The sequence below is a fragment of the Aeromonas allosaccharophila genome, assembly GCF_016026615.1.
GTDB classification, from domain to species: domain Bacteria; phylum Pseudomonadota; class Gammaproteobacteria; order Enterobacterales; family Aeromonadaceae; genus Aeromonas; species Aeromonas allosaccharophila.
In genome coordinates, this window is sequence record NZ_CP065745.1 from 1,536,097 (window position 1) to 1,558,592 (window position 22,496).

The window sequence follows — 22,496 nt, forward strand, 5'->3', positions numbered from 1 at the left end:
TGTATGGCGGCCGGTGCGACATCTACTGCGCAGCGGCCGCTATTTTGCTATATTACGGCCCCACTATCTTTTCCATATCGTGGCTGGCCCCAAAGTGCTGGCTGCCCGTTGAGCCAAAGGCTCATCTCAGGAGTGTCTCTCGAACATGTCATTCAACGAACTGGGTCTGTCTCCGCATATTCTGCGGGCCGTCAAGGAGCTGGGTTACGAACAGCCAACCCCCATCCAGCAGCAAGCGATTCCGGCGATTCTCGCCGGTCAGGATGTGCTCGGCGGCGCTCAGACAGGCACAGGCAAAACGGCCGGTTTCACCCTGCCGATGTTGCAGCGTCTGCTGGCCAACCACGGCCGTGGCCGTCGTCAGGTGCGCGCACTGGTACTGACCCCGACCCGCGAACTGGCGGCCCAGGTGGGCGAGAGCATCATCAAGTATGCCCACCACCTGCCGTTCAAGACGCTGATCGCCTACGGCGGCGTCAGCATCAAACCCAATCTGGACGCCATCAAGCTGGGTGTGGACATTCTGGTCGCCACCCCGGGCCGTCTGCTGGATCTGCTGACCCAGGGCGCCCTGACCCTGAGCGAGCTGGAAGTGCTGGTGCTGGATGAAGCGGATCGCATGCTCGACATGGGCTTCATCGTCGACATCCGCCGCATCATGAAGGCGCTGCCTGCAGAGCGTCAGACCCTGCTCTTCTCCGCCACCTTCTCCAACGAGATCAAGGCGCTGGCCGATGATCTGCTGAACGACCCCACCCTGATTGAGGTGGATCCGAGCAACACCGCCGCCGAGCAGGTCTCCCAACGCATCATTCAGGTGGATCGGGAACGCCGCCGCGAGCTGCTCTCCCACATGATTGGCCGTGGCAACTGGCAGCGGGTGCTGGTGTTTGTCCGCACCAAGCAGATCGCCGACCGCCTCGCCCAGCAGATGCAAAAAGATGGCCTCAATACCGTGGCGATCCACGGTGACAAGAGCCAGGGTGCCCGCAACCGTGCGCTGGCCGATTTTCGCAGCGGCGCTGTGCGGGTGCTGGTGGCGACCGATATCGCCGCCCGCGGTCTCGACATCGATCAACTGCCCTACGTGATCAACTTCGAACTGCCCCAGATGGCGGAGGATTACATCCACCGCATCGGCCGTACCGGTCGTGCCGGTCGCGGCGGCGAGGCGATCTCGCTGGTCAGCCATGACGAACTGGGTCAGCTCAAGGCCATCGAGGCGCTGATCGGCCAATCACTGACCGTGGAGATCCTGGAAGGGTATGAGCCAAGCGGCAAGCCGAGCCGTCAGACCCTGCCGGGCAGCAAACCGGTGCAGAACCCGCCCCGTGAGCGCGGCCATGCCAACGCCAAGAGCAATGCCAAAGGCAAGCCTGCCGCAGGTAAGGGCAAAGCCAAGAGCGATACCGCCAAGAAGCCAGCTCAGTCTCCTCAAAACAAGTCCCGCAAGCGGGAAGTGGTAGGCGAGGATATCGGCTTTACCCCGATGCGCCGCCTGCCCAAGGCGATGCGCGACAGCTATCAGGACAGCAGCGACGAGTAAGCTCGTGCGCGACGCTAACTGCCAAGCCCAAAGAGGGAGCCTGCAAGGCTCCCTCTTTCGTTATGGATCGCACGGATCCGTGCAAGTGCTCCACTAGGGCTCAGACCAGCGAATGACGCATCGCTGCGGCGCCATGGCTGGGCGGCGCTGAACCATCGAGCGGATTGAGTTGCAAGAACTCGAACAAGCCTGCCTGCATATTGACGTTCCAGAAGCGCCCGGCGAGGGTGAGTTGCAGCCGTGCGCTCTCTATCTCGGCCAGCCCGTGCTGCTGCCAGGCGGCAAAAAGCGGCATCAGATGGGTCAGCAAAGGCGCAGGCAGGCGATCCAGCGCCAGCACGCCACTGTCGAGGGCGCCGCGCAGCAGACCGTCCATCCGCGCATTGGGGTTGCGCCCCATCACCATGCCGGGCGCCCGCTTGCCACTGGCCAGCGCATCGTGCCAGGGGGCCAGATCCCGGCCATACATCAAGCCGTGACCAAGAATGCAGCCCCCCGCACCGGCGCCAAAGGGGAGGATCTCGGCGCCGCGCTTGGCCATCTGGTTATAGCGGCTCTGCTCGGCCGGACTGCGCCGCCAGTGGCTGCAAGAGAGGCGCTCCCAGCCGTGGGCTTCCAGTTGCGCTCCGCCATAGGCATACATGGCCGCCCGCTGCTGGCCATCGGCGAGCCAATCCAGGGCGCCCTTCTCCTGCGCCCGATCCAGATTGGTGCCCTGCATGGCGATCAGCTGGTAGAGATCCACCCCGTGCACACCGCTCGCCATCACATCACGGATATCCTGCTGCCACACGGCATCATCCTGACCGGGCAGACCAAAGATGAGATCCGCAACGACCACAGCCTCATCATCCCGGGTCAGCTCGCCAAGGCGGGCCAGCAACGTCTCCCTGTCATCGAAGCGGGCCGCCTGCTGACGGACCCGGCTATCAAAGCTCTGCACCCCGAACGAGAAACGGTTGAAGCCGCCCGTCAGCGCCGCCTGCCATTTCTCATTGTCAAAACCGTTGAGGCGCCCCTCCAGCGTCACCTCGGCATCGGCCGCCAGCGGAAAACGGCGGATCACGTCGGCCAGCATGGTCAACTCGTCGGCGCTCATGTCGGTCGGTGTGCCGCCCCCCACATAGACGGCTGAAAACGGCATGCTCTGCGCCAGCGGGGTGTCAGCTGCCTGCGCAAGGGAGGCGCAGAGCGCGTTGACGTAGCGGTTGATCCGCGCCGGATTGGCGCCATTTTCAAAAAAATTGCAGAAGCTGCAACGCTTGCGGCAAAACGGAATATGGATATAGAGGGCGCGCTCCTCAGCTTCACTCTCTCGCTGCCACCAGCTCTGCCAGCCAGCCTCATCCAGCGGGAAGGGGCGCATCCCTCCCCGACTGGCGTGAGCCGAGGTCTTGGCGCTAAAGGCAAACTTGAGGGGATCCGGCGAGGCAATGCCGGTCATTGAAGGGGTCAGAATCATGATGGTCACTATTCAGCAAATAATGACAATGATAACGATTATCGTTACTTGAAATTTGTTCTGGATCAACCCGCAGAGCCGCGCACCTCGTCGAGGTCATTTTGGCAACCTGCATTACCGATCTGCTTAACAGATTATTTACTAAAGAGCGGTTATGGTGTGCCGATAGAGAACCATCTCCCGCCATTTCTTCGTCTACGATCAAGACGATACGGGATCACATAACAACACCGAGCGCCTGGAACTTGCCCAACATGCATAACCTCTCCCTGAACTGGAAAATCTTCCTCCCCCTTGCGCTGGTCATCAGCACCACCTTTGGCCTCTGCTTCGAACTCTCCGCCTGGCTGCAACGGGATCTCGCCATCCGGCTGGCGGGCGAAAAAGTGGAGAGCGCCGCCAACACCTACATGGATCAGCTCAACGTCCTGATGATGACCGGTGGCATGGCCAACCGGCAAATCGTGCAGACCAAGCTCAAGAGTGAAGCGGGCATCGTCGAGGCTCGCCTGATCCGCGCCCCGGCCGTCAGCAACCTGTTTGGCCCGGGTCACCCGGATCAGAAAGCGCAGGATCCCCTCGATGAGCGCGCCATCAATCAGGGAGAGGCCATTATGGAGCAGCAGGGTAACCGGCTCACCCTGATCAAACCGTTCAAAGCCTACAAGGAGTATCGCGGCACCCAGTGCACAACCTGTCATCAGGTCAATGAAGGGACCGTGATGGGCGCGGTGCGGATCAGTTACGACCTCAGCCATACCTTTGGCGAGATCCGCCACAACAACCTGATCCTGAGCGGCAGTCTGGCCGCCGTCTTCAGCATCGGCTTTGGCTTGCTCTGGTGGGTGTTGCAACGCTACGTAAAACGCCCCCTGCGCCAATTGCAGCTCACCATGATCCAGATGGCCAAGGAGCGCAACCTCGCCCTCCCCCTGGTCAATCACAGCCGGGATGAACTGGGCCAGATGACCCGCGCCGTCAATGACATGGTGCAGGGCTTTCGCCACAGTCTGCAGGAGGTGGAAGGAGCAACCCATCAGCTCTATCAGGAGTCGAACCAGATCCGTCAGGTGGCGACCCAGACCGAAAACTCGGCCCGTCAGCAAGAGGGGATGACCACCCAGGTCGCCGCCGCCGTCAGCGAGCTGGCCGCCAGCTCCCATGAGGTGCGCGAACATGCCCGCCACAGCGCCGAGCTCTCCGCCCTCACCAATCAGGATGCCGCCGACACCAGCCGCCTCGCCCAGCACTCCATCACCGACATGGGGGAGATGTCGGCAGAAATTGATCGGGTGGATCAGGTGATCCAGCAGCTCGACAGCCGCTGCCTGGCGGTTGACGGTGTGCTGGAGGTGATCAAGGGGATTGCCGATCAGACCAACCTGCTGGCCCTCAACGCCGCCATTGAAGCAGCCCGGGCGGGTGAGCAAGGCCGCGGCTTTGCGGTAGTAGCCGATGAAGTGCGGGCTCTCTCCAACCGCAGCCGCGCCGCCAGCGAAGAGATCTCCCAGATGATCGCCGCCCTGCAAAAAGAGGCCCAGAGCGCGGTTACGGTGATCGGGGATGCAAAAAGCAAAGCCGGTGAGAGCATCAGCAAGACCGAGGCGACCCTGGCGGCCATGCAGAACATCATCGAGCGCATCGCCCGCATCAACGACCTCAATGCCCAGATGGCGCAGTCGGCTGAAGAGCAGGACCGGGTCTGCAGTGAGGTGGACAGTTCGGTGAGCGATATTCGTAACACCTCCAACGACACCCTGGGTCAGGCGCACGCCGCCAACCTCGCCAGCATCCAGTTGGTGGAGCAGTGCCAGAAACTGGAGGCACTGCTGAAAACCTATCGCTGGTAATTCGCGTCACCAACGAAAAAGCGCGACCCGAGGGTCGCGCTTTTGCTTTATGGATTCAATTTGGCCGAACGGCATCGTTGCTATTCCAGCGGCGCGCTGACTATTAACTGCGCCGCCGGGATGACTTTAGCTAGCGTTGCGGGTTGCGACGGCATCCGCCAGATTGCGCAGCAGCACTTCGGTATCGGCCCAACCGATGCAGGCATCTGTGATGCTCTGGCCGACGGTGAGCTCGCACCCTTCCACCAGATCCTGACGACCTTCCACCAGATGGCTCTCTACCATGACGCCAAACACCGCCTTGCTGCCTGCACGCAGTTGATCGGCTACGTCTTCAGCCACCATCATCTGATTCTTGAACTGCTTGCTGCTGTTGGCGTGGCTGAAGTCGATCATCACCTTCTGCGGCAGACCGGCTTTCTCCAGCCCCTTCACTACCTCGCTGACATGGGCCGCGCTGTAGTTCGGCTCACGACCACCGCGCAGGATGATGTGACAGTCCGGGTTGCCGCGGGTCGCTACGATGGCGGAGTGACCATACTTGGTGACCGACAGGAAGTGGTGCGGCGCACTGGCAGCACCGATGGCATCGATGGCGACCTTGATGGTGCCGTCAGTGCCGTTCTTGAAGCCCACCGGGCAGGAGAGACCGGAGGCCAGCTCGCGGTGTACCTGGGATTCGGTGGTACGGGCACCGATCGCGCCCCAACTCATCAGATCCGCCACATATTGCGGAGTGATCATGTCGAGGAACTCGGAGGCGGTTGGCAGCCCCATGTCGTTGAGATCCAGCAACAGCTTGCGACCGATGCGCAGACCGTCGTTGATCTTGCAGCTGTTGTCGAGGTACGGATCGTTGATCAGCCCTTTCCAGCCCACGGTAGTGCGCGGTTTTTCGAAGTAGACCCGCATCACGATCTCCAGCTGACCTTTCAGCTCGTCGCGCAACGCCTTGAGGCGCTTGCCGTACTCCAGCGCGGCCACCGGATCGTGGATGGAGCAAGGGCCAATCACCACCAGCAGACGCTCATCTTCACCGGCCAGGATATTGTGGATGGCCTGACGGGATTCAAACACGGTGGACGAGGCAACCTCGGTAGCCGGAAACTTCTCAAGCACCGCAACCGGGGGTAATAACTCTTTGATTTCACTGATACGAACGTCGTCGGTTTGATGCTGCATGACAAGGCTTCCTGCTAGATGACTGCGATTAAGAAATCTCAACATAGCCCGCGACAGCGCATGTGTAAATAGGAAATTACAGCAATCACAAAACTATTTTGCGGAGCAATCTTGCAAGTTATTGAAATGATGCTACGCGAAAGGACGATGCAGGTGAGGAAGGCAAAAAGGCCCGCTCAGCGCGGGCCAGAAGCGTCGGTGATGACGGGTTTGTCAGTGATCAGCCACGCTGGCTGATACTGGCCAGCTTGTCGAAGTAATCCGGGAAGGTCTTCGAGGTGCACTTGGGATCATTGATGGTGACCGGAGTATCCGACAGCGCCACCAGCGAGAAGCACATGGCAATCCGGTGATCGTTGTAGGTATCGATCTCGGCGTGCTTTAGCTGGGTCGGCGGGGTCACGGTAATGAAGTCATGCCCCTCTTCCACCTCGACGCCCAGCTTGCGCAGCTCGGTTGCCATGGCGTGCAGACGATCGGTCTCCTTTACCCGCCAGTTGTAGATATTGCGAATGGAGGTCGGCCCCTCGGCAAACAGCGCGGCAACGGCGATGGTCATGGCCGCATCGGGAATATGGTTCATGTCCATATCCACCCCGTGCAGCGGCGCCTGCTCGGCCTCGATGAAATCATCGCCCCAGGTGATGCGCGCCCCCATCTTCTCCAGCACGTCGGCGAAGTGGATATCACCCTGAATGCTGTGCTTGCCGATGCCGGTTACCCGCACCTTGCCCTTGATGGCGCCCGCCGCGAGGAAGTAGGAGGCGCTGGAGGCATCCCCTTCCACCAGAAAGTCACCCGGGCTGATATAGGTCTGGTTGCCCTTGATGTAGAACAGCTTGTAGTTGTCGTGCTCGATGACCACCCCGAACTGCTTCATGATGTGCAGGGTGATGTCGATGTAGGGTTTGGAGACCAGCTCCCCCTTGATGTGGATGCGGGTATCACCGGCCGCCATCGGAGCCGCCATCAAAAATGCGGTCAGGAACTGGCTGGAGACGGACCCATCGACGTGCACATCGCCGCCCCACAGCCCCTTGGCATCCACCACCAGCGGCGGATAGCCATCTTTTTTCAGGTACTGGATATGGGCACCCGCTTCACGCAGGGCATCCACCAGATGGCCGATGGGACGCTCTTCCATGCGCGGCTCGCCACCCAGGGTATATTCACCGGAGCCGAGGCACAGCGCGGCGCAAAGCGGACGCATGGCGGTACCGGCATTGCCGAGGAACAGATTGACCGGCTCTTTCACCGCAAAGCTGCGACCCAGACCGTGCACGGTGCACTCGGTCTTGTCGGCGGAGAGCTTGTACTTGACCCCGAGCTGGGTCAGCGCCGCCAGCATATGACGAATGTCATCGCTGTCGAGCAGGTTGGTCAGACGGGTGGTGCCACGGGCCAGCGCCGCCAGCAGCAGCGCACGGTTAGAGACACTCTTGGAGCCGGGCAGATTGACCTCACCGGCCACACGAGAAATGGGTTCCAAACGCAACGAATTCATAGACTTCCTGTGCTATCTCAAAATAAACGCCTGTCCGGACGTTAACAGCCTGCGTCCCGCTCGGCAAGGGCACTTTCAGGGGAAATCGCACGGCAAACGCCAGCGCGCTGGTTCTGTTGAAAAAAAGACGCCGGGGTATCCCCGGCGTCTTTGGTGGCAAACGTTCAGCCTTTAACCGTGGCGCTTGGCAAAGCCATCCATAAAGCTCACCAGGGCCTTCACTCCCTCCAGCGGCATGGCGTTGTAGATGCTGGCGCGCATGCCACCGACGATGCGGTGCCCTTTGAGGGCCAGCAGGCCGGCAGCTTCCGATTCTGCCAGGAACTGCTTGTCCAGCTCGGCATTTTTCAGCTGGAACGGGATGTTCATCCGTGAACGGCAGCTGACATCCACCTGATTGCCGTAGAAGGTCGACTGATCGAGATAGTCATAGAGGAAGTCGGCCTTCTCCTTGTTGCGCACTTCCATCGCTTCGAGGCCACCCTGTTCTTTAAGCCACTCGAACACCAGACCGGCCAGATACCAGGCGTAGGTGGGCGGCGTGTTGAACATGGAGTCGTTCTTGGCAGTGAGCTTGTAGTCGAAAATCGAGGGCACATCGGCTCTGGCCTGATCCAGCAGATCATCGCGCACGATGGCGATGGCAAGCCCGGATGGCCCGATATTCTTCTGGGCACCGGCATAGATAATGCCAAAGCGGCTCACGTCGATAGGACGGGAAAGAATGGTGGAGGAGAGATCCGCCACCAGCGGCACCTCGCCGGTGGCCGGGATGTCGAACATCTCGATGCCGTCAATGGTTTCGTTCGGGCAGTAGTGAACATAAGCGGCATCGGCGCGAAACGCCGGCGTCGGCAGCAGGTGGGAGATCCCCTGCTCGTTCTTGGCAACACCCTGGAAGGTCTGGATATCGCCATACTTTTTGGCTTCATCCACCGCGCTCTGGGACCAGACACCGGTCAGCAGAAAGTCCGCTTTCTTGTTGGCCCCGCCCAGCAGGTTCATGGGCACGGCGGAAAACTGACCGCGGCCGCCACCGTGCATGAAGAGCACCTTGTAGTTGTCCGGCACCGCCAACAACTCGCGCAGATCCGCTTCGGCCTTCTCGGCCACCGCCATGTAGGGCTTGCCGCGATGGGAAAGCTCCATGACCGAGGCTCCCAGCCCCTGAAAATTACAAAATTCGCGCTGGGCGCGCTCCATGACTTCAACCGGCAGCATGGCGGGGCCGGCGCAGAAGTTGTAAATCTGTTTGCTCATGACGCTTTCCGTGAGTGGATGAGAGTAATCGATGACTTGTCAGGTTTTACACAAGAGCAGCCAGCGGATCAAAGGCTTTTTGGGAGCTGGCTCAACCTTTTACCGTCACTCTGCATACCCCTTGCAGCAGAAAAAGCCCTGAACGGGTCAGGGCTTGCAGGGAACATGCACAGAAATGGCGGGCAGCGCGCATAAACGACCACAGCTCAGCCATTTCTGACAAATTTACAGTTTGGCGGTGAGCTCCGGCAGCAGGGTGAAGAGATCCCCCACCAGCCCGTAGTCCGCTACCTGAAAGATGGGGGCTTCGCTGTCCTTGTTGATGGCCACAATCACCTTCGACTCCTTCATCCCCGCCAGATGCTGGATGGCACCCGAAATACCGACCGCGATATAGAGCTCAGGCGCCACCACCTTGCCGGTCTGCCCCACTTGCAGATCGTTGGCGACATATCCCGCATCAACGGCGGCTCGCGATGCCCCCACCGCCCCACCCAGCTTGTCGGCCAGCGCCTCAATCAGGGCAAATTGCGCCTTGGAGCCCAGTGCCCGACCACCGGAGACCACTACCCGGGCGGTGGTCAAATCTGGTCTGCTGGAGCGCACCGCACGGCGCTCGACCAGCCGGGTACGACCAGCAAATTCGGGCACGGCCAGGCGCTCGATGAGAGCCTGTCCACCCGTCGCCGCCTTGGCAAACGCGGGAGCCCGCACCGTCATCACTTTGACGGGCGCCGAGCTCACCACTCTGGCAATGGCATTGCCCGCATAGATGGGGCGCAGGAAGATGTCACTGCTCTCGATAGCCGTCACCTCGGAGAGCATCTCCACCCCGAGCCGGGCCGCCACCTGTGGCAGCAGCGCCTTGCCCATGGTACTCGCCGCCATCAGGCAGTGGCTGTAACCCTGACACCAGCTGGCCAGCAGCTTGTCGACCCCATCCAGCAGCCCGTCGGCCAGCAGGGGATGTTCGGCAAGCAGAACCTTGTCGACACCGCCGAGAGCTGCCGCCTGTTCACCCGCCTCGGTCAGCCCCTGCCCGAGCAACAGCAGATCGACCTGACCGCCGATGGAGCCGGCTGCGGTCACCAGTTGTGCCACGTTGTCGGCCAGATGGCCTTGATGATGTTCGGCAATGATCAGCACGCTCATGGCAGCACCTTCGCTTCGTGTTTGAGTTTGTCCACCAGCTCGTCCACCGAGCCCACCATGATGCCGGCGCTGCGGGCTGGCGGCGCCATCACCCCGAGCAAGCGGGTCTGATTGGCCACCTCAACGGCGAGTGTCGAGAACGGGGCGCTATCAAGCGGCTTGCGCTTGGCCTTCATGATGTTGGGCAACGAAGCAAAGCGCGGTTCATTCAAACGCAGATCGGCGCTTACCACCGCAGGCAACGGCATGCCCAGGGTCTCGAGGCCACCGTCGATTTCGCGAGTCACCAGCAGCTCTCCCGCTTCCACCTTAAGGGCGGACGCGCAGGTCGCCAGCGGCCAATCATTGAGAGCAGCCAGCATCTGGGCCACCTGATTGTTGTCTGAATCGATGGACTGCTTGCCGAGCAGCACCAGATCCGGCTGCTCCTGCTCACACACCTTGTGCAAGGCGCGGGCGACAGTCAGCGGGGTGAGCGTCTCATCGGTGACATAATGCAGCGCCCGATCCGCCCCCAACGCCAGCCCATGGCGCAGTTGCTCGGCGGCAGCGTCAGGGCCGAAGGTCACCACCACCAGCTCGCTGGCGATACCCACTTCCCGCAGCCTGACCCCCTCCTCCACCGCAATTTCACAAAAGGGGTTGATCCCCATCTTCACATTGGCCAGCTCCACGTCGGAGCCGTCTCCCTTCACCCGGATCTTGACGTTGTAGTCGACTACGCGTTTGATTGCGACCAGCAGCTTCATGGGGTCATGCCTCGTCTCTTTGGATTGAATTCATTAGTGTGCCTCTGCGTTTGTTGCAGTACGCTCTTCCCTGATTTTTTGCTTTTTCTTGCTCAGTTTTGCTTACAACTGCTTTACGTTTACGTAAACTACCATCATTACCCTAGGCCAACCAGAGCGCAGAGGCAAGATGGAACGGGAAGCAATGGAATTTGATGTCGTCATCGTCGGCGGCGGTCCGGCGGGGCTCAGTGCAGCCATCGCCCTGAAACAGCAGGATGCCACTCTCTCTGTCTGTCTGCTGGAGAAAGGGGCGGAAATTGGCGCCCATCTGCTCTCCGGCGCCCTGTTTGATCCCGTCGCCTTGCAAGAGCTGCTGCCGGATGGCTGGCAGCAAGCGCCGCTCGGCGTGCCGGTCAGCGACGATCAGGTTCATCTGCTGCAAAGCGAGCAACGCTCCCTGCAACTCCCCGCCTGGGCGGTGCCACCCCGGATGCACAATGAGGGCTGTCACATCGTCAGCCTAGGCAATCTCTGCCGCTGGCTTGGCCAACAGGCGGAAAAACTGGGAGTCGAAATATACCCGGGGTTTACCGCCAGCGAACTTATCATGGAGGCAGGCCGGGTCAAGGGGGTCATCACCGGCGATCTGGGGCTGGATCGGGCTGGCAATCCAAAACCGGATCATGTGCCCGGCATGGCACTCTATGGCCGCTACACCCTCTTTGCCGAAGGGGCTCGCGGCCATCTTGGCAAGCAGCTGATCGCCAACTTCAATCTGGAAAACCCCGCCCAACCCCAACACTACGCCATCGGCTTCAAAGAGCTATGGCAACTGCCAGCAGGTAAAGGCAAAGCGGGGCAGGTGCTGCACGGCAGTGGCTGGCCCCTCGGCAAGCAGGGGGGCGGCAATAGCCACGGCGGTTTCTATCTCTATCACATGGAGGGGGATCTGGTGGCGGTCGGACTGATTGTCGATCTCAACTACCAGAATCCCTGGCTCAGCCCGTTCGATGAATTCCAGCGCCTCAAGCATCACCCGCTTATCGCCGACCAGCTGCAAGGGGGGGAGCGCATCAGCTACGGCGCCCGCGCCATCACCAAGGGGGGCTGGCACGCCCTGCCCCGCATGCACTTCCCCGGAGGGCTACTGATCGGTTGTGATGCGGGCACCCTCGACTTTTCCCGCATCAAGGGGATCCACACCGCCATGAAATCGGGGATGCTGGCGGCAAAAACCGTCGCGATGGCACTGCGGGGGGGCGATGAGGGGGGACGGGATCTGGCCCAATATGGCGACGAGCTGCAACAGAGCTGGCTGGCCCGCGAGCTCAAGGCGGCGCGCAACTTCGGCGCGGCTCTTCACCGCTATGGTCCCCGGTTGGGCGGTGCCTTCAACTGGCTGGAGCAGCGGCTGCTTGGCACAAACTCGCCCTTCAAACTGCTCGATAAGGCTCCCGATTACCGCCAGCTGCGCATGGCCAGCCGCTGCGAGCCGATCCATTATCCCAAAGCCGATGGCAAGCTGAGCTTTGACAAGCTTTCGTCTGTGTATCTGGCCAACACCAGTCACGACGAGGATCAGCCCTGCCACCTCAAGCTGCAGGACGAGCGCATTCCGGTCGAGGTCAATCTACCCACCTGGGCCGAACCTGCCCAACGCTACTGCCCGGCAGGAGTGTTTGAAGTACTGGAAACGGAAGGCGCCGCCAAACTGCAGATCAACGCCGCCAACTGCATTCACTGCAAGACCTGTGACATTAAAGATCCCAGTCAAAACATCATATGGACACCGCCACAGGGAGGCTCGGGGCCCAACTATCCCAATATGTGATGAAGTGCAGCGATACCAAGATGCGGTGACATCAAAGATACTCAGCCCCAAAACATCATATGGACACCGCCACAAGGGGGCTCCGGACCCAACTATCCCAATATGTGATGACGCGGGGCGATAGCAACAGGCAGCCCCAGCTACCCCTCCCCCCGCCAAAGGCGGGTTCTACCCCGCACGGCCGCTCAGGTGATCCGACCTCGCTGTTTTTTTGAACAAACAGGCTGGATCCCTGATGAATAGCCCCTGACAAGCGCGGCCCGCCCCTGTATAGTTCGCCGCATTCAGGTTTTCCATCGGCCCGATCTGCTTATCCACGGGATCGCCTTCTTCAGCGATCTAAGGCCGCATGACCTGTGCAACCATCCCTGATTACCCATGACTTTTTAAGGGGGGACAGATGATCACCGCCTACATTCTCAATAACAAGGTGCTGGACATAGTCACGCTCGGGCCTGACGACATAGTACCTGACAACACGGTCTGGCTGGATGCCTACAAGCCGGACACGGCAGAGCGAGAATGGTTGACGGGCCTGTTCCTGGAAGAGGTTCCCGACAAGGAAGAGCTCGACGACATCGAAGCATCCGCCCGTTTCTACTGGGATACCGATGGTCTGCACATTCACTCCCTGTTTCCCCAGCGGATCGGTCGTGACACCAAGGGTGTCCACGTCTCCTTTACCCTGCGCAACAACCTGCTGATCAGCATTCGTGAAGATGACATCGGGCTGGTACGCCTGCTGCGTCACTATATGCGCCAGGATCGACTGGAGGTAGAGGATGCCCTCGATATCCTGCTGGAGGTGCAAAACCTCAAGGTGGAGTACCTCTCCGACCTTATCGAAGATGGTTACAAGACCTTGGAAAACACCGCCGATCAGATCTTCGAGCCGGATCAGATCAACCCCATGCTCAAGGAGTTGATGGCTCAGGAAGAGGCCAACGGCCAGATCCGTCTCTCCCTGCACGATACCCGTCGCGCCCTGCGTTTCCTCAAACGCAGCCTGCGCCAGCGCATGAGCCTGGAGCAGAACAAGTGGATCGACGAGATGCTGCACGACGTGGAATCTCTCTTGCCTCACACCCAGTTCCTGTTCGACAAGATCAACTTCCAGCTGGAGGCCTCCATGGGGGTGACCAATCTGGAGCAGAACAAGGTGATCAAGATCTTCTCGGTTGCTGCCGTGATCTTCCTGCCGCCGACCCTGATCGCCAGTATCTACGGCATGAACTTCGGCCGCATGCCGGAGCTCGCCTGGGAGTATGGTTATCCCATGTCGCTGGTGCTGATGGTTATGTCATCGCTGGGCACCGGGCTCTTCTTCAAGCGCAAAGGCTGGCTGTAACGCCGCCGACGCGCACTGCGATATCTGAAGACATGGATTGGGGGGCATGGCCCCCCGATTAATTTGCGCTGATCCCAACGCCTTGCAAAGGGCGTTTCGTCGCCCCATATCCCTTCCATCACTCCATTCAAGTGGCTAACGGGCAACCATGACCCTCTACCCTGAACACCGATATGACGATCACGGCCAGTTGCGCCCGCCCCTCTGGTTCTGGCCCATCGCCCTGTTGCTGACCCGCTCGGTCTGGCTGTTTCTGATGGCTGGCGTCACCCGCGAGAGCGGCAGCGAGATCCTGACTCTCTTCTATCCGGACAAGATCACCCTCTACATCAGCCTGCTGACCGACGTGCCCGCCATCCTGGCGTTGCTCGCCTGCGGGGGCACCTATCAGCAGACCCAAAGCATTCGCGCCAGACTCCGGCGCCACAGCCCGCTGCTGCTGCTCTGCTCTGCCGTCAGCGGCCTGCTGATGCAACTGCACAGCCTCAATCTGCAGAAGTGGTCGTTCAGCTGGCCCACCGCGCTGGTGCTGGTCGCCAGCCTCTGGTCCCTCTGGTATCTGCTGCGCAGCCGCCAGCTACGGGAATATGCCGCAGACCAGCCCCACTGACGGGGCTGACACCTATTGACGAGTAACCCGGATCTGCAGGGTCTGGTGCTCGCTTTGACTGCCTCGCCCTCCCTGTAGCTGGGTACCGAGGCTGCTCCCCTGATCCGCAGAGCTGGTCGAGAGCTCCCCCACCGTCAACCACTGGCCCGGAGCCCCGCTCACTTCGGTGGCACTCTGCCCACGATTGATGGTGCCCTGCTCCAGCCTCGCCTGTTCGCTGCTCAGCGCAATCTGCACCCGATCACCAATCAAGGTGGCCGTGGCATAAAGGCCATTCACCAGCGGCATCATCCCCACCACGGCGCCCCCGTTCCACTGATAGAAGGTCACCGGCTGATAGGAGCCCATCTGCAGCAACACGGGGCGACCCGAAAGTCCGCGCACCTGCCAGCTGTCGTTCTGGCTGCGCTGGTACTGTTGGGCGTTGCCATCGAGCAGCCACTGCCGCTTGGCCTCGTCGCGACTGATTGAGCCCCCCAGTTGCTGACCGCTGGCAGCCCCATCCACCCGCCACTCGATAAGCAGGCTTTGCGGCGGCTGGTTGATCTGCGCCAACGTGGCTTCAGCCTCCTGCAGCTGGGCTGGCGTCCCGCTCAGCACCAGCTGGTTGCCCATGGCGCTTACCCCCAGCTGGGGATAGATCTCCTTGAGGGTCTGCACCGCCGCCTGCGCCTCGAAGACCGGGATCACCTTCACCTCGGCCCACAGCGACGGGCTCCAGAGCCCCATCATGCAGCCAAGCCACAGCAGCACCCTGCGGCCAACCTTGCCCATCCGAACCATTGCGCTCTCCTCGATCTCTGTTCTCTTCTTGTGCTCTGCTCAGGCTGCTCGGCTCAGACGTGGCCCAACGCCTGCAGCCAACCGATCGGCCCGACTCTGTTCACTCGTTGATGATGAACCCGGCTGTTGCCAAAAAACAACCGGGAATGCAGCAAGACCGTGATTTCCCACGGTATGAGGCTCTCATTCCACGCCCGTTATCGCGTAAGATAGCGCCATCATATTTGCCCAAGCGGAATCCATCATGTTGAAACAGCTGTTGTTACTCCCCCTTGCCCTGCTGCTGGGGGCCTGCTCCCTGACCCAGTACAACGTCAGCGAGGCCGAAATCAACCAGTACCTCAAAGATCAGGTCTCTTTTGAAAAACAGCTGGGGATCCCCGGTATCATGTCGAGCAAGATCCGTCTGGATGAGATGCAGAGCCGTATCGGCCGCAAACAAGCAGATCGCATCGAGCTGGACGCCGCTGGCGACCTGCAGGTGAGCAGCCCCCTTGGCAGCCAGCAGATGAAGATCCGCTTTGCCCTGAGCGCCCGTCCGGACTATGTGGCCGATCAGGGCGCCATCTATCTGCGCGATCTTGAGCTGGTCTCGGTCAAGACCGAGCCGGCCGATATCGGGGCCGCCCTCACCCCGCTGCTGCCCACCTTCAATCAGTCGCTCTCTCTGTTCCTGTCGCAGACCCCGGTCTACCGCCTCGACAGCAGCCGCAAGAACGAAGCCAGGATCAAGGACAAGGTTGAAGCCCTCAAGGTAGAGCCGGGCCGTCTGGTCATCCCGTTCAAGGTGCTCTGATCACCGCCGCACTGGCACTTTCATCGCAATAAACAGATAACCGCCCTCTTCGACAACGCACATCCGGTTTAACGTGCAGCCGAATGGGGCGGTTTTTTACTTCTCAAGTCCCCTCCAACACAGCATAATGCAGACCATTCTCATTTAGATTCGTCATGAGAAGCGTCAATAATAAAACCAACCAATGGTGAGAAGGGACATGAGAAAAACCGTACTGGTTCAGGCGATCGCCTGCGCACTGATCAGCGGCGCCGCACACGCTGCCGTCAAGGTCGAAGACAAGACATTCAACACCGCCGCCAACATGCTGGCCTATACCGAATTCGAGCTCTCCGGTGAGCCGCTGGCCGAAGCGCTGGGGCTGGATCTGGATGTGCTGGATGCCAACCGTGCCGATGAGCCGACCCCGTTCGACTTCGCCGCCGGCATCGAATCCTACGAGTACTCCGAAGAGGCGATGTACGCCCTCAACTACCAATCCGGCATGGGCCCGCACCTGGTGAACGGGCCACAAAACCTGGCCCGTGGTGGCACCATGGCCTCTCTGGGACAACGGGTGCTGGCCATGGCCGATGCGGTTGGCTTCCCGGCCGATGAAGTGCCGCAGGGCATGTATCCCCTCTCCCTGCCCTACGCCTCCGCCAATCCGGAATTTGCCCAGGCCGTCAACGCCACTCCGGTCAATGGTGACCAGATCACCATCAAGACCGCCAAAGGCACCGAGAAGACCGTCAAGACCCAGGTGCCCGCCTACTTCCGTGACTACAGCACCCTGCGCTGGAGCGGCAGTGACAACCTGCTGGTGCCCGCAGCCGTGGGCGGCATCCTGCTCAAAGAGGTGATGTGGTCGCAAGACTTCCTCGGCGGTATGCACGTGGCCGAGACCGATGAAGAGGTAGAAGCCGCCTCCGCCACCATGGATCAGGATGGCAAGCACAAGCTGGGCGTCTCTGCCGCTGACGGCTTCAACGGCATGATGCTGACCGAGCAATCCATCGACAAGCTGGCCATCATGCAGAACCAGCTCGGCTTCGATGGCAAGCAACTGGGCGCCAAAATCACCCCGCAGTACGATCCGGCCAAGGGCGTCATCTACTTCCCCCATCAGGTGAAAGTGACCGAAACCAGCAACAACGATGCCGGTGCCATCGGCAAGCTGGAGGTGGTGGATGGCTCCGCCCAGCTGCGCGATGCCTGGATGATGCTGTGGCCGCTCTCCGAGTTCTATGCCTTCAGCGATCAGCGCAGCGCCAACACCAACCAGAACCCAGCCTTCCACGCCGTGTTTGACGGCGCACCGTTTGCCGCTGCGCCAGCTGCCAACCAGGCCAATGACCTGGGCAAAGCGGTCGCAGGCAGCGATGCCTTCTCGCTGGCGATCAATCTCTCCAACCTCACCTTCAAGAACCTGGCGGCCCTGCACTTTGATGGCAAGACAGGCACCCTAGTCGACAGCTGGCAGGCAGGCAAACAGGGCAAGCACGTCACCACCTTTGACGCCGCTTACGCACTGGTCGCCCTGCAGATCTTCCAGCGCGCTCAGGATGCATTGCCGGTCGGTTACGCCGCCGGTGACAATGGCGAGCTGAACCTCAAGACCAAGCAGGGTCAGCAAGCGCTTGAGCTTATCCGCAAACAGGCCGATTTCATCCTTGCCAACCTCAAGGGCAAGAATGGCCTGGTGCATGACGGCATCACCCTGGGGGGCAAACTCGATGTTGGCCAGTCTGTCGATGCGCAGTTCGCCGCCATCCGTGGTCTGACCGCTGCGTTCCTCGCTACCTCCGATGCCAAGTACCGCACCGCTGCCCGCGAGCTGTTCATCGCCGCCGACAAGGCCTACTTCAATGCCAAGGCGGGTACCTGGCTGGCGGGTAAACAGGGTGAATACACCCCCTGGACCCAGGCTGCCATCTCCGGCGCCCTGCGCTCTGCCATGCTGAACCTGCGCAACGAAGGTGCCGAGAAGGCGCCCGAGCTGGAGCTGGCCAAGCTGACCGGTCAGTACGTCAGCTGGTTCCGTGGCACCGTCAACGGTGGCATGCAGATGGCCGAGTGGATTGGTGACTCCGGCGAGAACATCATCGAAGGTGCCGGCAGCGACACAGACGAAGATGGCGTACCGCAAGTGACCGCCGCCGGTGGCAAGCACGGCACCGCCATGGTGATGGCCGCCAAAGCGGTGGTTAGCGAGTAATCTTCGCCATTCACCCGGATGAAAAAGGGAGCCAATTTGGCTCCCTTTGCATTACAGCGTCTGACACAGTTTCAAGGACTTTCCTCAAACCAGCTTGTCCAGCATCTCCTTGGTCACCAGCACGATCCCCTGCTCGGAGCGGTAGAAGCGGCGGCTATCCTCGTCGGCATTCTCGCCCACCACCAGCCCATCGGGCAGCACACACCCTTTATCCACCACCACCCGGCGCAGACGGCAACCGGCGCCGATCTCGACCCCGGGGAAGATGATGGCCTGATCCAGGGTGCAGAAGGAGTGCACCCGCACATTGGTAAAGAGCACCGAGTTGAGCACGAACGATCCGCTGACGATGGTGCCGCCCGAGAACATGGAGTTGATGGTCATGCCGTGCTGACCATTGCGGTCCTGCACAAACTTGGCCGGTGGCGTCAGGGTCTGGCTGGTCCAGATGGGCCAGTTCTGATCGTAGATATCGAGCTCGGGCAACACGGAGGCGAGATCCATGTTCGCTTCCCAGAAGGAATCCAGGGTACCCACGTCACGCCAGTAGGGTTTTTGCCCCTCGCGGGCGCCGACACAGGACATGCTGAAGGGGTGCGCAAACGCCAGCCCCTCCTCCACGATGCGGGGGATCAGATCCATGCCGAAGTCGTGTTTGGAGTCCTGATTGAGAATGTCCTCCTCCAGCAGTTGATAGAGGTACTCCGCCTCGAAGATGTAGATCCCCATGGAGGCCAGCGAGCGATCCTCGCAACCCGGCATGGCGGGCGGATTGGCCGGTTTCTCCACAAAGGCGCGGATCTTGCGCTGCTCGTCGATGTCCATCACCCCGAAGGCGGATGCCTCGGCTCTTGGCACCTCGATACAGGCCACTGTCACCTTGGCACCGAGGCGCACGTGATCGAGCAGCATGGCGGCGTAGTCCATCTTGTAGATGTGATCCCCCGCCAGCACCACTATGTATTTGGGGCCGTAGTCACGGATGATATCGACGTTCTGATAGATGGCATCGGCGGTGCCGCGATACCAGTGCACCTCGTCCACCCGTTGCTGGGCCGGGAGCAAGTCGATGAATTCGTTCATCTGGTAACGCAGGAAGGACCAGCCCGATTGCAGGTGACGCAGCAGGCTGTGGGATTTGTATTGAGTGACTACACCAACGCGGCGGATCCCCGAGTTGATACAGTTGGAGAGCACAAAATCAATGATCCGGAATTTACCACCGAAATGGACGGCAGGCTTGGCACGGTTGTCGGTCAACTGTTTCAGGCGACTGCCACGCCCTCCTGCCAGCACCAGTGCCATACTCTGGTTCAGTAATTGTCGTGCTTTGGCACTATTTTCGGGCTCTAACAACATGATTTACCTCTGCCTTGTTTGATCTATTTTCAACTCATCTTCGCCTGATTCGGTAGCTGTGAAAGTGGTTTCACTCACATTTAACCGATCCCAATTGACCCTTTTAACCAAGTTGCGAGGAATAGCATGCTTTGCTCCGCCAGCTTGGTTAAAATTCCCCCATAAAGCAGCCACTTCAAGGATGACAAGATGGTTCACAAGCTCGGACGTTCCCTGTTTCTCATCGACACCATAGTGACCATACCCCTGCTGCTCCTGCAAGCAGTTTGGTTGGCCCTTCAGAGCACACCGCTCACCCTGGCCATTATTGTGGCCACCACACTGCTTGGCATGATCCTGCTGCTGATGCTGGCCATTCGTACCCTGGATGGCCTGCTCCAGCATCAGGAGCTCACCTGGGTCAAGGCGCTCAGAAGCCGGGATCCCTCCCAGCTCGATGAGCCCGCCTCCCGCGAGGTGCTGCAACAACTGCTGGAGCAGTTCGAAAGTGCCGAGCAGAGCGCCCATCGCCAGCTGACCGAGCTCAGCAATCTGGCCACCACCGATGAGCTGACCCAGCTACTCAACCGCCACGCCTTTCGCCGCGACATGACCGAGTTGCTGCAGCGGGATCAGGACACCCAGACCGCCACCCTGGTGCTGATCCGCGCCACCGAGCTTGGCAAGATCAACGCCCAGCGCGGCTTCCAGTCTGGTGATGCCTATATCAAAGACATGGCCGCCCTCATCAAGCGGGTGGTGAGCCGCTTCCCGGGTAATCAGGTCTATCGCATCTCGGGTGCCGATTTCGCCGTGCTGGTGCAACCGGTGGCCAATATTCCTCCCCATCTGCTGGGGCAGGATTTGAAGGTGGCCTTCGATCACTATCAGGATCAGCACGAGCTGGAGAGCACCGGTTACTCGGGGCTGACCAAGCTAAGCAGCGGCCAGAAAATCGAAGCTGTGCTGGCCAGAGCGGACCTGGCGCTGGCTCGCGCCCAGACCGAAACCATCAACGGCTGGGCTATCCAGCAGGATGACAACGTCTCCGATCTGCAGGGGCAACACCACTGGCGCGAAGTGCTGACCGAAGTGCTGGCGCAGGAGCGGCTCAGCTTTACCTACCAGCCGATCCAGCCGCTGCACCGCAGCATGCTGGCCTACAACGAGATCTACACCCGCTTCAGCGGCAACGACGGCACCGCCCTGCCCACCGACACCCTGTTTGCCATGGCCCAGCGGCTGGATATGGTGATGCGGCTGGAGCAGTTGGTCATTACCCACATCATGCGCCAGTACCGGGCCTTTGGTGCCAACCAGAGTCGCTGGGGGATCAACCTCTCCCCTAACCTGCTGCAAAACAGCACCTTCCTGATCTGGCTTGACCGCCAGCTGCTTAAAGATCCCAATACCAGCGCCAATCTGGTGTTCGAACTGGATGAAGAGCATCTGGAGCGCAACCTGACCGGCGCCAAGCGGGTGTTTGAACTGCTGCGCCGCAACGGCAGCCGCTCGGCCATCGCCAACTTCGGCAAGGGGATCGGCTCTTTTACCCTGTTTCGCGAGCTCAAGCCCGACTACATCAAGCTGGATCCCGCCCTGATCACCGGGCTGGAGCAGGATCAGACCAACCAGCAGTTCGTGCGGATGATCGTTGATGTATCACATCGGATGGGGTGTCAGGTGATTGCAGAGGGGGTGGAACAGCTTGGCCAGAAACAGCTGCTGCAGGGGATGTACGTGGATGGTTTGCAGGGCTATCTGATCGCCCGGCCGCAACCGCTGCGACCGGATATCAGCCAGCTGGGGCTCTTTACTGAGGATGCTTCAGCTTCAAAAGGGTCAGAATGATGTCATTGAGCTGGCGATAGCGTTCCAGCTCTTTCTGATCGTAACGGGTCGCCAGGGTGGTGGGGTTGTGGCGATTCTTGAGATAACGGTTGATTTGCAGGCGATTGAACCCCGCCACCTGATAGACCTGGCCAAGCAGGGTATTGAGCTCATCGTGCTCCAGACCGGCTCTGGCCAGATATTCCCCATCGGCGGGACTCTCGGTCTGATGGCTCCATTTGCCAATGCGGCCACTCTCTTGCAGATAGCTGAGCCACTGCTCGATATAAAGCGGTTTGCAGCCCGCCAGCAGATTGAAAAAGCCCACCGCATCGCAACGACAACCGCTCAGGAGCACGACCGCCAGCTGATCGTCATCGCACTGGAAGGTCACTGGCCCGGCTTGCGCCCAGTCCAGTGCCTGCACCCGAATGCTGGCCTTCTCACCCGCAGCTCCCGTTACGTCGAATACAAACATGGCGCTCCTCCCTTGGCAAAAGGTTGATGATGGACCATCCCCCTGACAGGTGCAAAGGCAAATCGGCTTTTAACTCATCAATCTGGATATTCGACCATAAAAAAGACCGGTATCCTGAACGAATACCGGTCTTTATCTTGATGGCCTGTACGTTCAGGCCATCAATGGAGGCGCTTTCAGGCGTCCAGTTCAACCAGTGCCTTGGCCAGCTCGATGGGTTCGAGCTCCTGACCTTCCAGATCGGCGTTCCAGTTCGGGCCGACCAGCACATCATCTTCATCCAGATCGTTGATCCAGATATCGAGAAACTCTTCCAGATCGATCACTTCCGGCTCGTAATCGGCCCACTCGTCGACGCAGTGCAGACGGGCGTCCTCTTCGGCAGACCAGAGCGGCATCACGTCGGCGTCTTCAAATTCGGCGGAGCGGCAGACGACCCAGTCTTCCCCATAGCGCAGACCCCACACCTGACCCGACTCGCGGACTTGTTCGATAAACAGTTGGAAATTGGCGTCAAGGTTGTCGTTAAGCATGCTCATGGGATTCTCTCTTTCTTTCGGGTGCTGCGGCATTGTCGGGCGACAATACAATGGCCAAA

17 protein-coding genes and 1 pseudogene are annotated in these 22,496 nt (G+C 60.2%); 8 read left to right on the forward strand and 10 right to left on the reverse strand.

Annotated elements, in window-relative coordinates; genetic code table 11:
- Positions 1-145 precede the first annotated feature (145 nt).
- Positions 146-1,546: a DEAD/DEAH box helicase gene (locus I6G90_RS06840; RefSeq protein ID WP_197930404.1), complete on the forward strand. Its 1,401-nt coding sequence runs from the start codon at positions 146-148 to the stop codon at positions 1,544-1,546.
- A gap of 100 nt (positions 1,547-1,646) precedes the next feature.
- Here the strand turns inward: I6G90_RS06840 and hutW are convergent, their stop codons facing one another.
- Entirely contained in the window at positions 1,647-3,008 is a 1,362-nt protein-coding gene (gene hutW / locus I6G90_RS06845; protein ID WP_197930406.1) for a heme anaerobic degradation radical SAM methyltransferase ChuW/HutW, read from the reverse strand.
- A gap of 254 nt (positions 3,009-3,262) precedes the next feature.
- Here hutW and I6G90_RS06850 point away from each other — a divergent pair, with 254 nt between their 5' ends.
- Positions 3,263-4,858: a methyl-accepting chemotaxis protein gene (locus I6G90_RS06850; RefSeq protein WP_197930408.1), complete on the forward strand. Its 1,596-nt coding sequence runs from the start codon at positions 3,263-3,265 to the stop codon at positions 4,856-4,858.
- A gap of 126 nt (positions 4,859-4,984) precedes the next feature.
- Here I6G90_RS06850 and aroG read toward each other — a convergent pair whose 3' ends face one another.
- The 5 genes from aroG to I6G90_RS06875 all read right to left on the reverse strand — a co-directional run bounded on the left by aroG (position 4,985) and on the right by I6G90_RS06875 (position 10,705).
- Positions 4,985-6,040 (reverse strand): 3-deoxy-7-phosphoheptulonate synthase AroG, encoded by a 1,056-nt coding sequence (aroG, locus tag I6G90_RS06855; RefSeq protein ID WP_197930410.1) that lies wholly within the window; start codon positions 6,038-6,040, stop codon positions 4,985-4,987.
- Between the two features lie 220 nt (positions 6,041-6,260).
- Entirely contained in the window at positions 6,261-7,544 is a 1,284-nt protein-coding gene (gene aroA, locus I6G90_RS06860) for a 3-phosphoshikimate 1-carboxyvinyltransferase (protein WP_139425799.1), read from the reverse strand.
- A gap of 171 nt (positions 7,545-7,715) precedes the next feature.
- Positions 7,716-8,804: a 3-phosphoserine/phosphohydroxythreonine transaminase gene (serC, locus tag I6G90_RS06865; protein WP_197930412.1), complete on the reverse strand. Its 1,089-nt coding sequence runs from the start codon at positions 8,802-8,804 to the stop codon at positions 7,716-7,718.
- 225 nt (positions 8,805-9,029) lie between these two features.
- The gene (locus I6G90_RS06870; protein WP_197930414.1) at positions 9,030-9,956 is read right to left on the reverse strand and encodes an electron transfer flavoprotein subunit alpha/FixB family protein; all 927 of its coding nucleotides are present in this window, start codon (positions 9,954-9,956) and stop codon (positions 9,030-9,032) included.
- Entirely contained in the window at positions 9,953-10,705 is a 753-nt protein-coding gene (locus I6G90_RS06875) for an electron transfer flavoprotein subunit beta/FixA family protein (protein WP_197930416.1), read from the reverse strand. The genes I6G90_RS06870 and I6G90_RS06875 overlap by 4 nt, the downstream gene beginning before the upstream one ends.
- A gap of 169 nt (positions 10,706-10,874) precedes the next feature.
- Between I6G90_RS06875 and I6G90_RS06880 the strand changes: the two are divergent.
- The 3 genes and pseudogenes from I6G90_RS06880 (at position 10,875) to I6G90_RS06895 (ending at position 14,476) form a co-directional block, all read left to right on the forward strand.
- A pseudogene (locus I6G90_RS06880) lies at positions 10,875-12,626 on the forward strand (electron transfer flavoprotein-ubiquinone oxidoreductase).
- 292 nt (positions 12,627-12,918) lie between these two features.
- On the forward strand, positions 12,919-13,866 hold the full coding sequence (gene corA, locus I6G90_RS06890) for a magnesium/cobalt transporter CorA (RefSeq protein WP_005337059.1): 948 nt from the start codon (positions 12,919-12,921) through the stop codon (positions 13,864-13,866).
- Positions 13,867-14,014: 148 nt separating this feature from the next.
- Complete coding sequence (locus I6G90_RS06895; protein ID WP_124929286.1) at positions 14,015-14,476, forward strand: DUF2919 domain-containing protein; 462 nt, start codon at positions 14,015-14,017, stop codon at positions 14,474-14,476.
- A 12-nt stretch (positions 14,477-14,488) separates the two neighbouring features.
- Here I6G90_RS06895 and I6G90_RS06900 read toward each other — a convergent pair whose 3' ends face one another.
- On the reverse strand, positions 14,489-15,208 hold the full coding sequence (locus I6G90_RS06900) for a hypothetical protein (RefSeq protein WP_408628323.1): 720 nt from the start codon (positions 15,206-15,208) through the stop codon (positions 14,489-14,491).
- 295 nt (positions 15,209-15,503) lie between these two features.
- On the opposite strand from I6G90_RS06900, the gene I6G90_RS06905 reads away from it, so the two are divergent.
- The gene (locus I6G90_RS06905) at positions 15,504-16,055 is read left to right on the forward strand and encodes a lipoprotein (protein WP_042062293.1); all 552 of its coding nucleotides are present in this window, start codon (positions 15,504-15,506) and stop codon (positions 16,053-16,055) included.
- A 199-nt stretch (positions 16,056-16,254) separates the two neighbouring features.
- Complete coding sequence (locus I6G90_RS06910; protein ID WP_197930422.1) at positions 16,255-18,252, forward strand: hypothetical protein; 1,998 nt, start codon at positions 16,255-16,257, stop codon at positions 18,250-18,252.
- Between the two features lie 84 nt (positions 18,253-18,336).
- Here I6G90_RS06910 and glgC read toward each other — a convergent pair whose 3' ends face one another.
- Positions 18,337-19,611 (reverse strand): glucose-1-phosphate adenylyltransferase, encoded by a 1,275-nt coding sequence (glgC, locus tag I6G90_RS06915; protein WP_042063835.1) that lies wholly within the window; start codon positions 19,609-19,611, stop codon positions 18,337-18,339.
- A gap of 189 nt (positions 19,612-19,800) precedes the next feature.
- Between glgC and I6G90_RS06920 the strand changes: the two genes are divergently transcribed.
- Positions 19,801-21,441, forward strand: a complete 1,641-nt coding sequence (locus I6G90_RS06920; protein WP_197930424.1) for an EAL domain-containing protein — start codon at positions 19,801-19,803, stop codon at positions 21,439-21,441.
- On the opposite strand, the gene I6G90_RS06925 is transcribed toward I6G90_RS06920, so the two are convergent.
- Both I6G90_RS06925 and I6G90_RS06930 read right to left on the reverse strand, forming a co-directional pair.
- Positions 21,404-21,898: a hypothetical protein gene (locus I6G90_RS06925; RefSeq protein ID WP_042063839.1), complete on the reverse strand. Its 495-nt coding sequence runs from the start codon at positions 21,896-21,898 to the stop codon at positions 21,404-21,406. The genes I6G90_RS06920 and I6G90_RS06925 overlap by 38 nt on opposite strands.
- Positions 21,899-22,074: 176 nt before the next feature.
- Complete coding sequence (locus I6G90_RS06930; RefSeq protein ID WP_005337077.1) at positions 22,075-22,437, reverse strand: DUF2750 domain-containing protein; 363 nt, start codon at positions 22,435-22,437, stop codon at positions 22,075-22,077.
- Between the last annotated feature and the right edge of the window lie 59 nt (positions 22,438-22,496).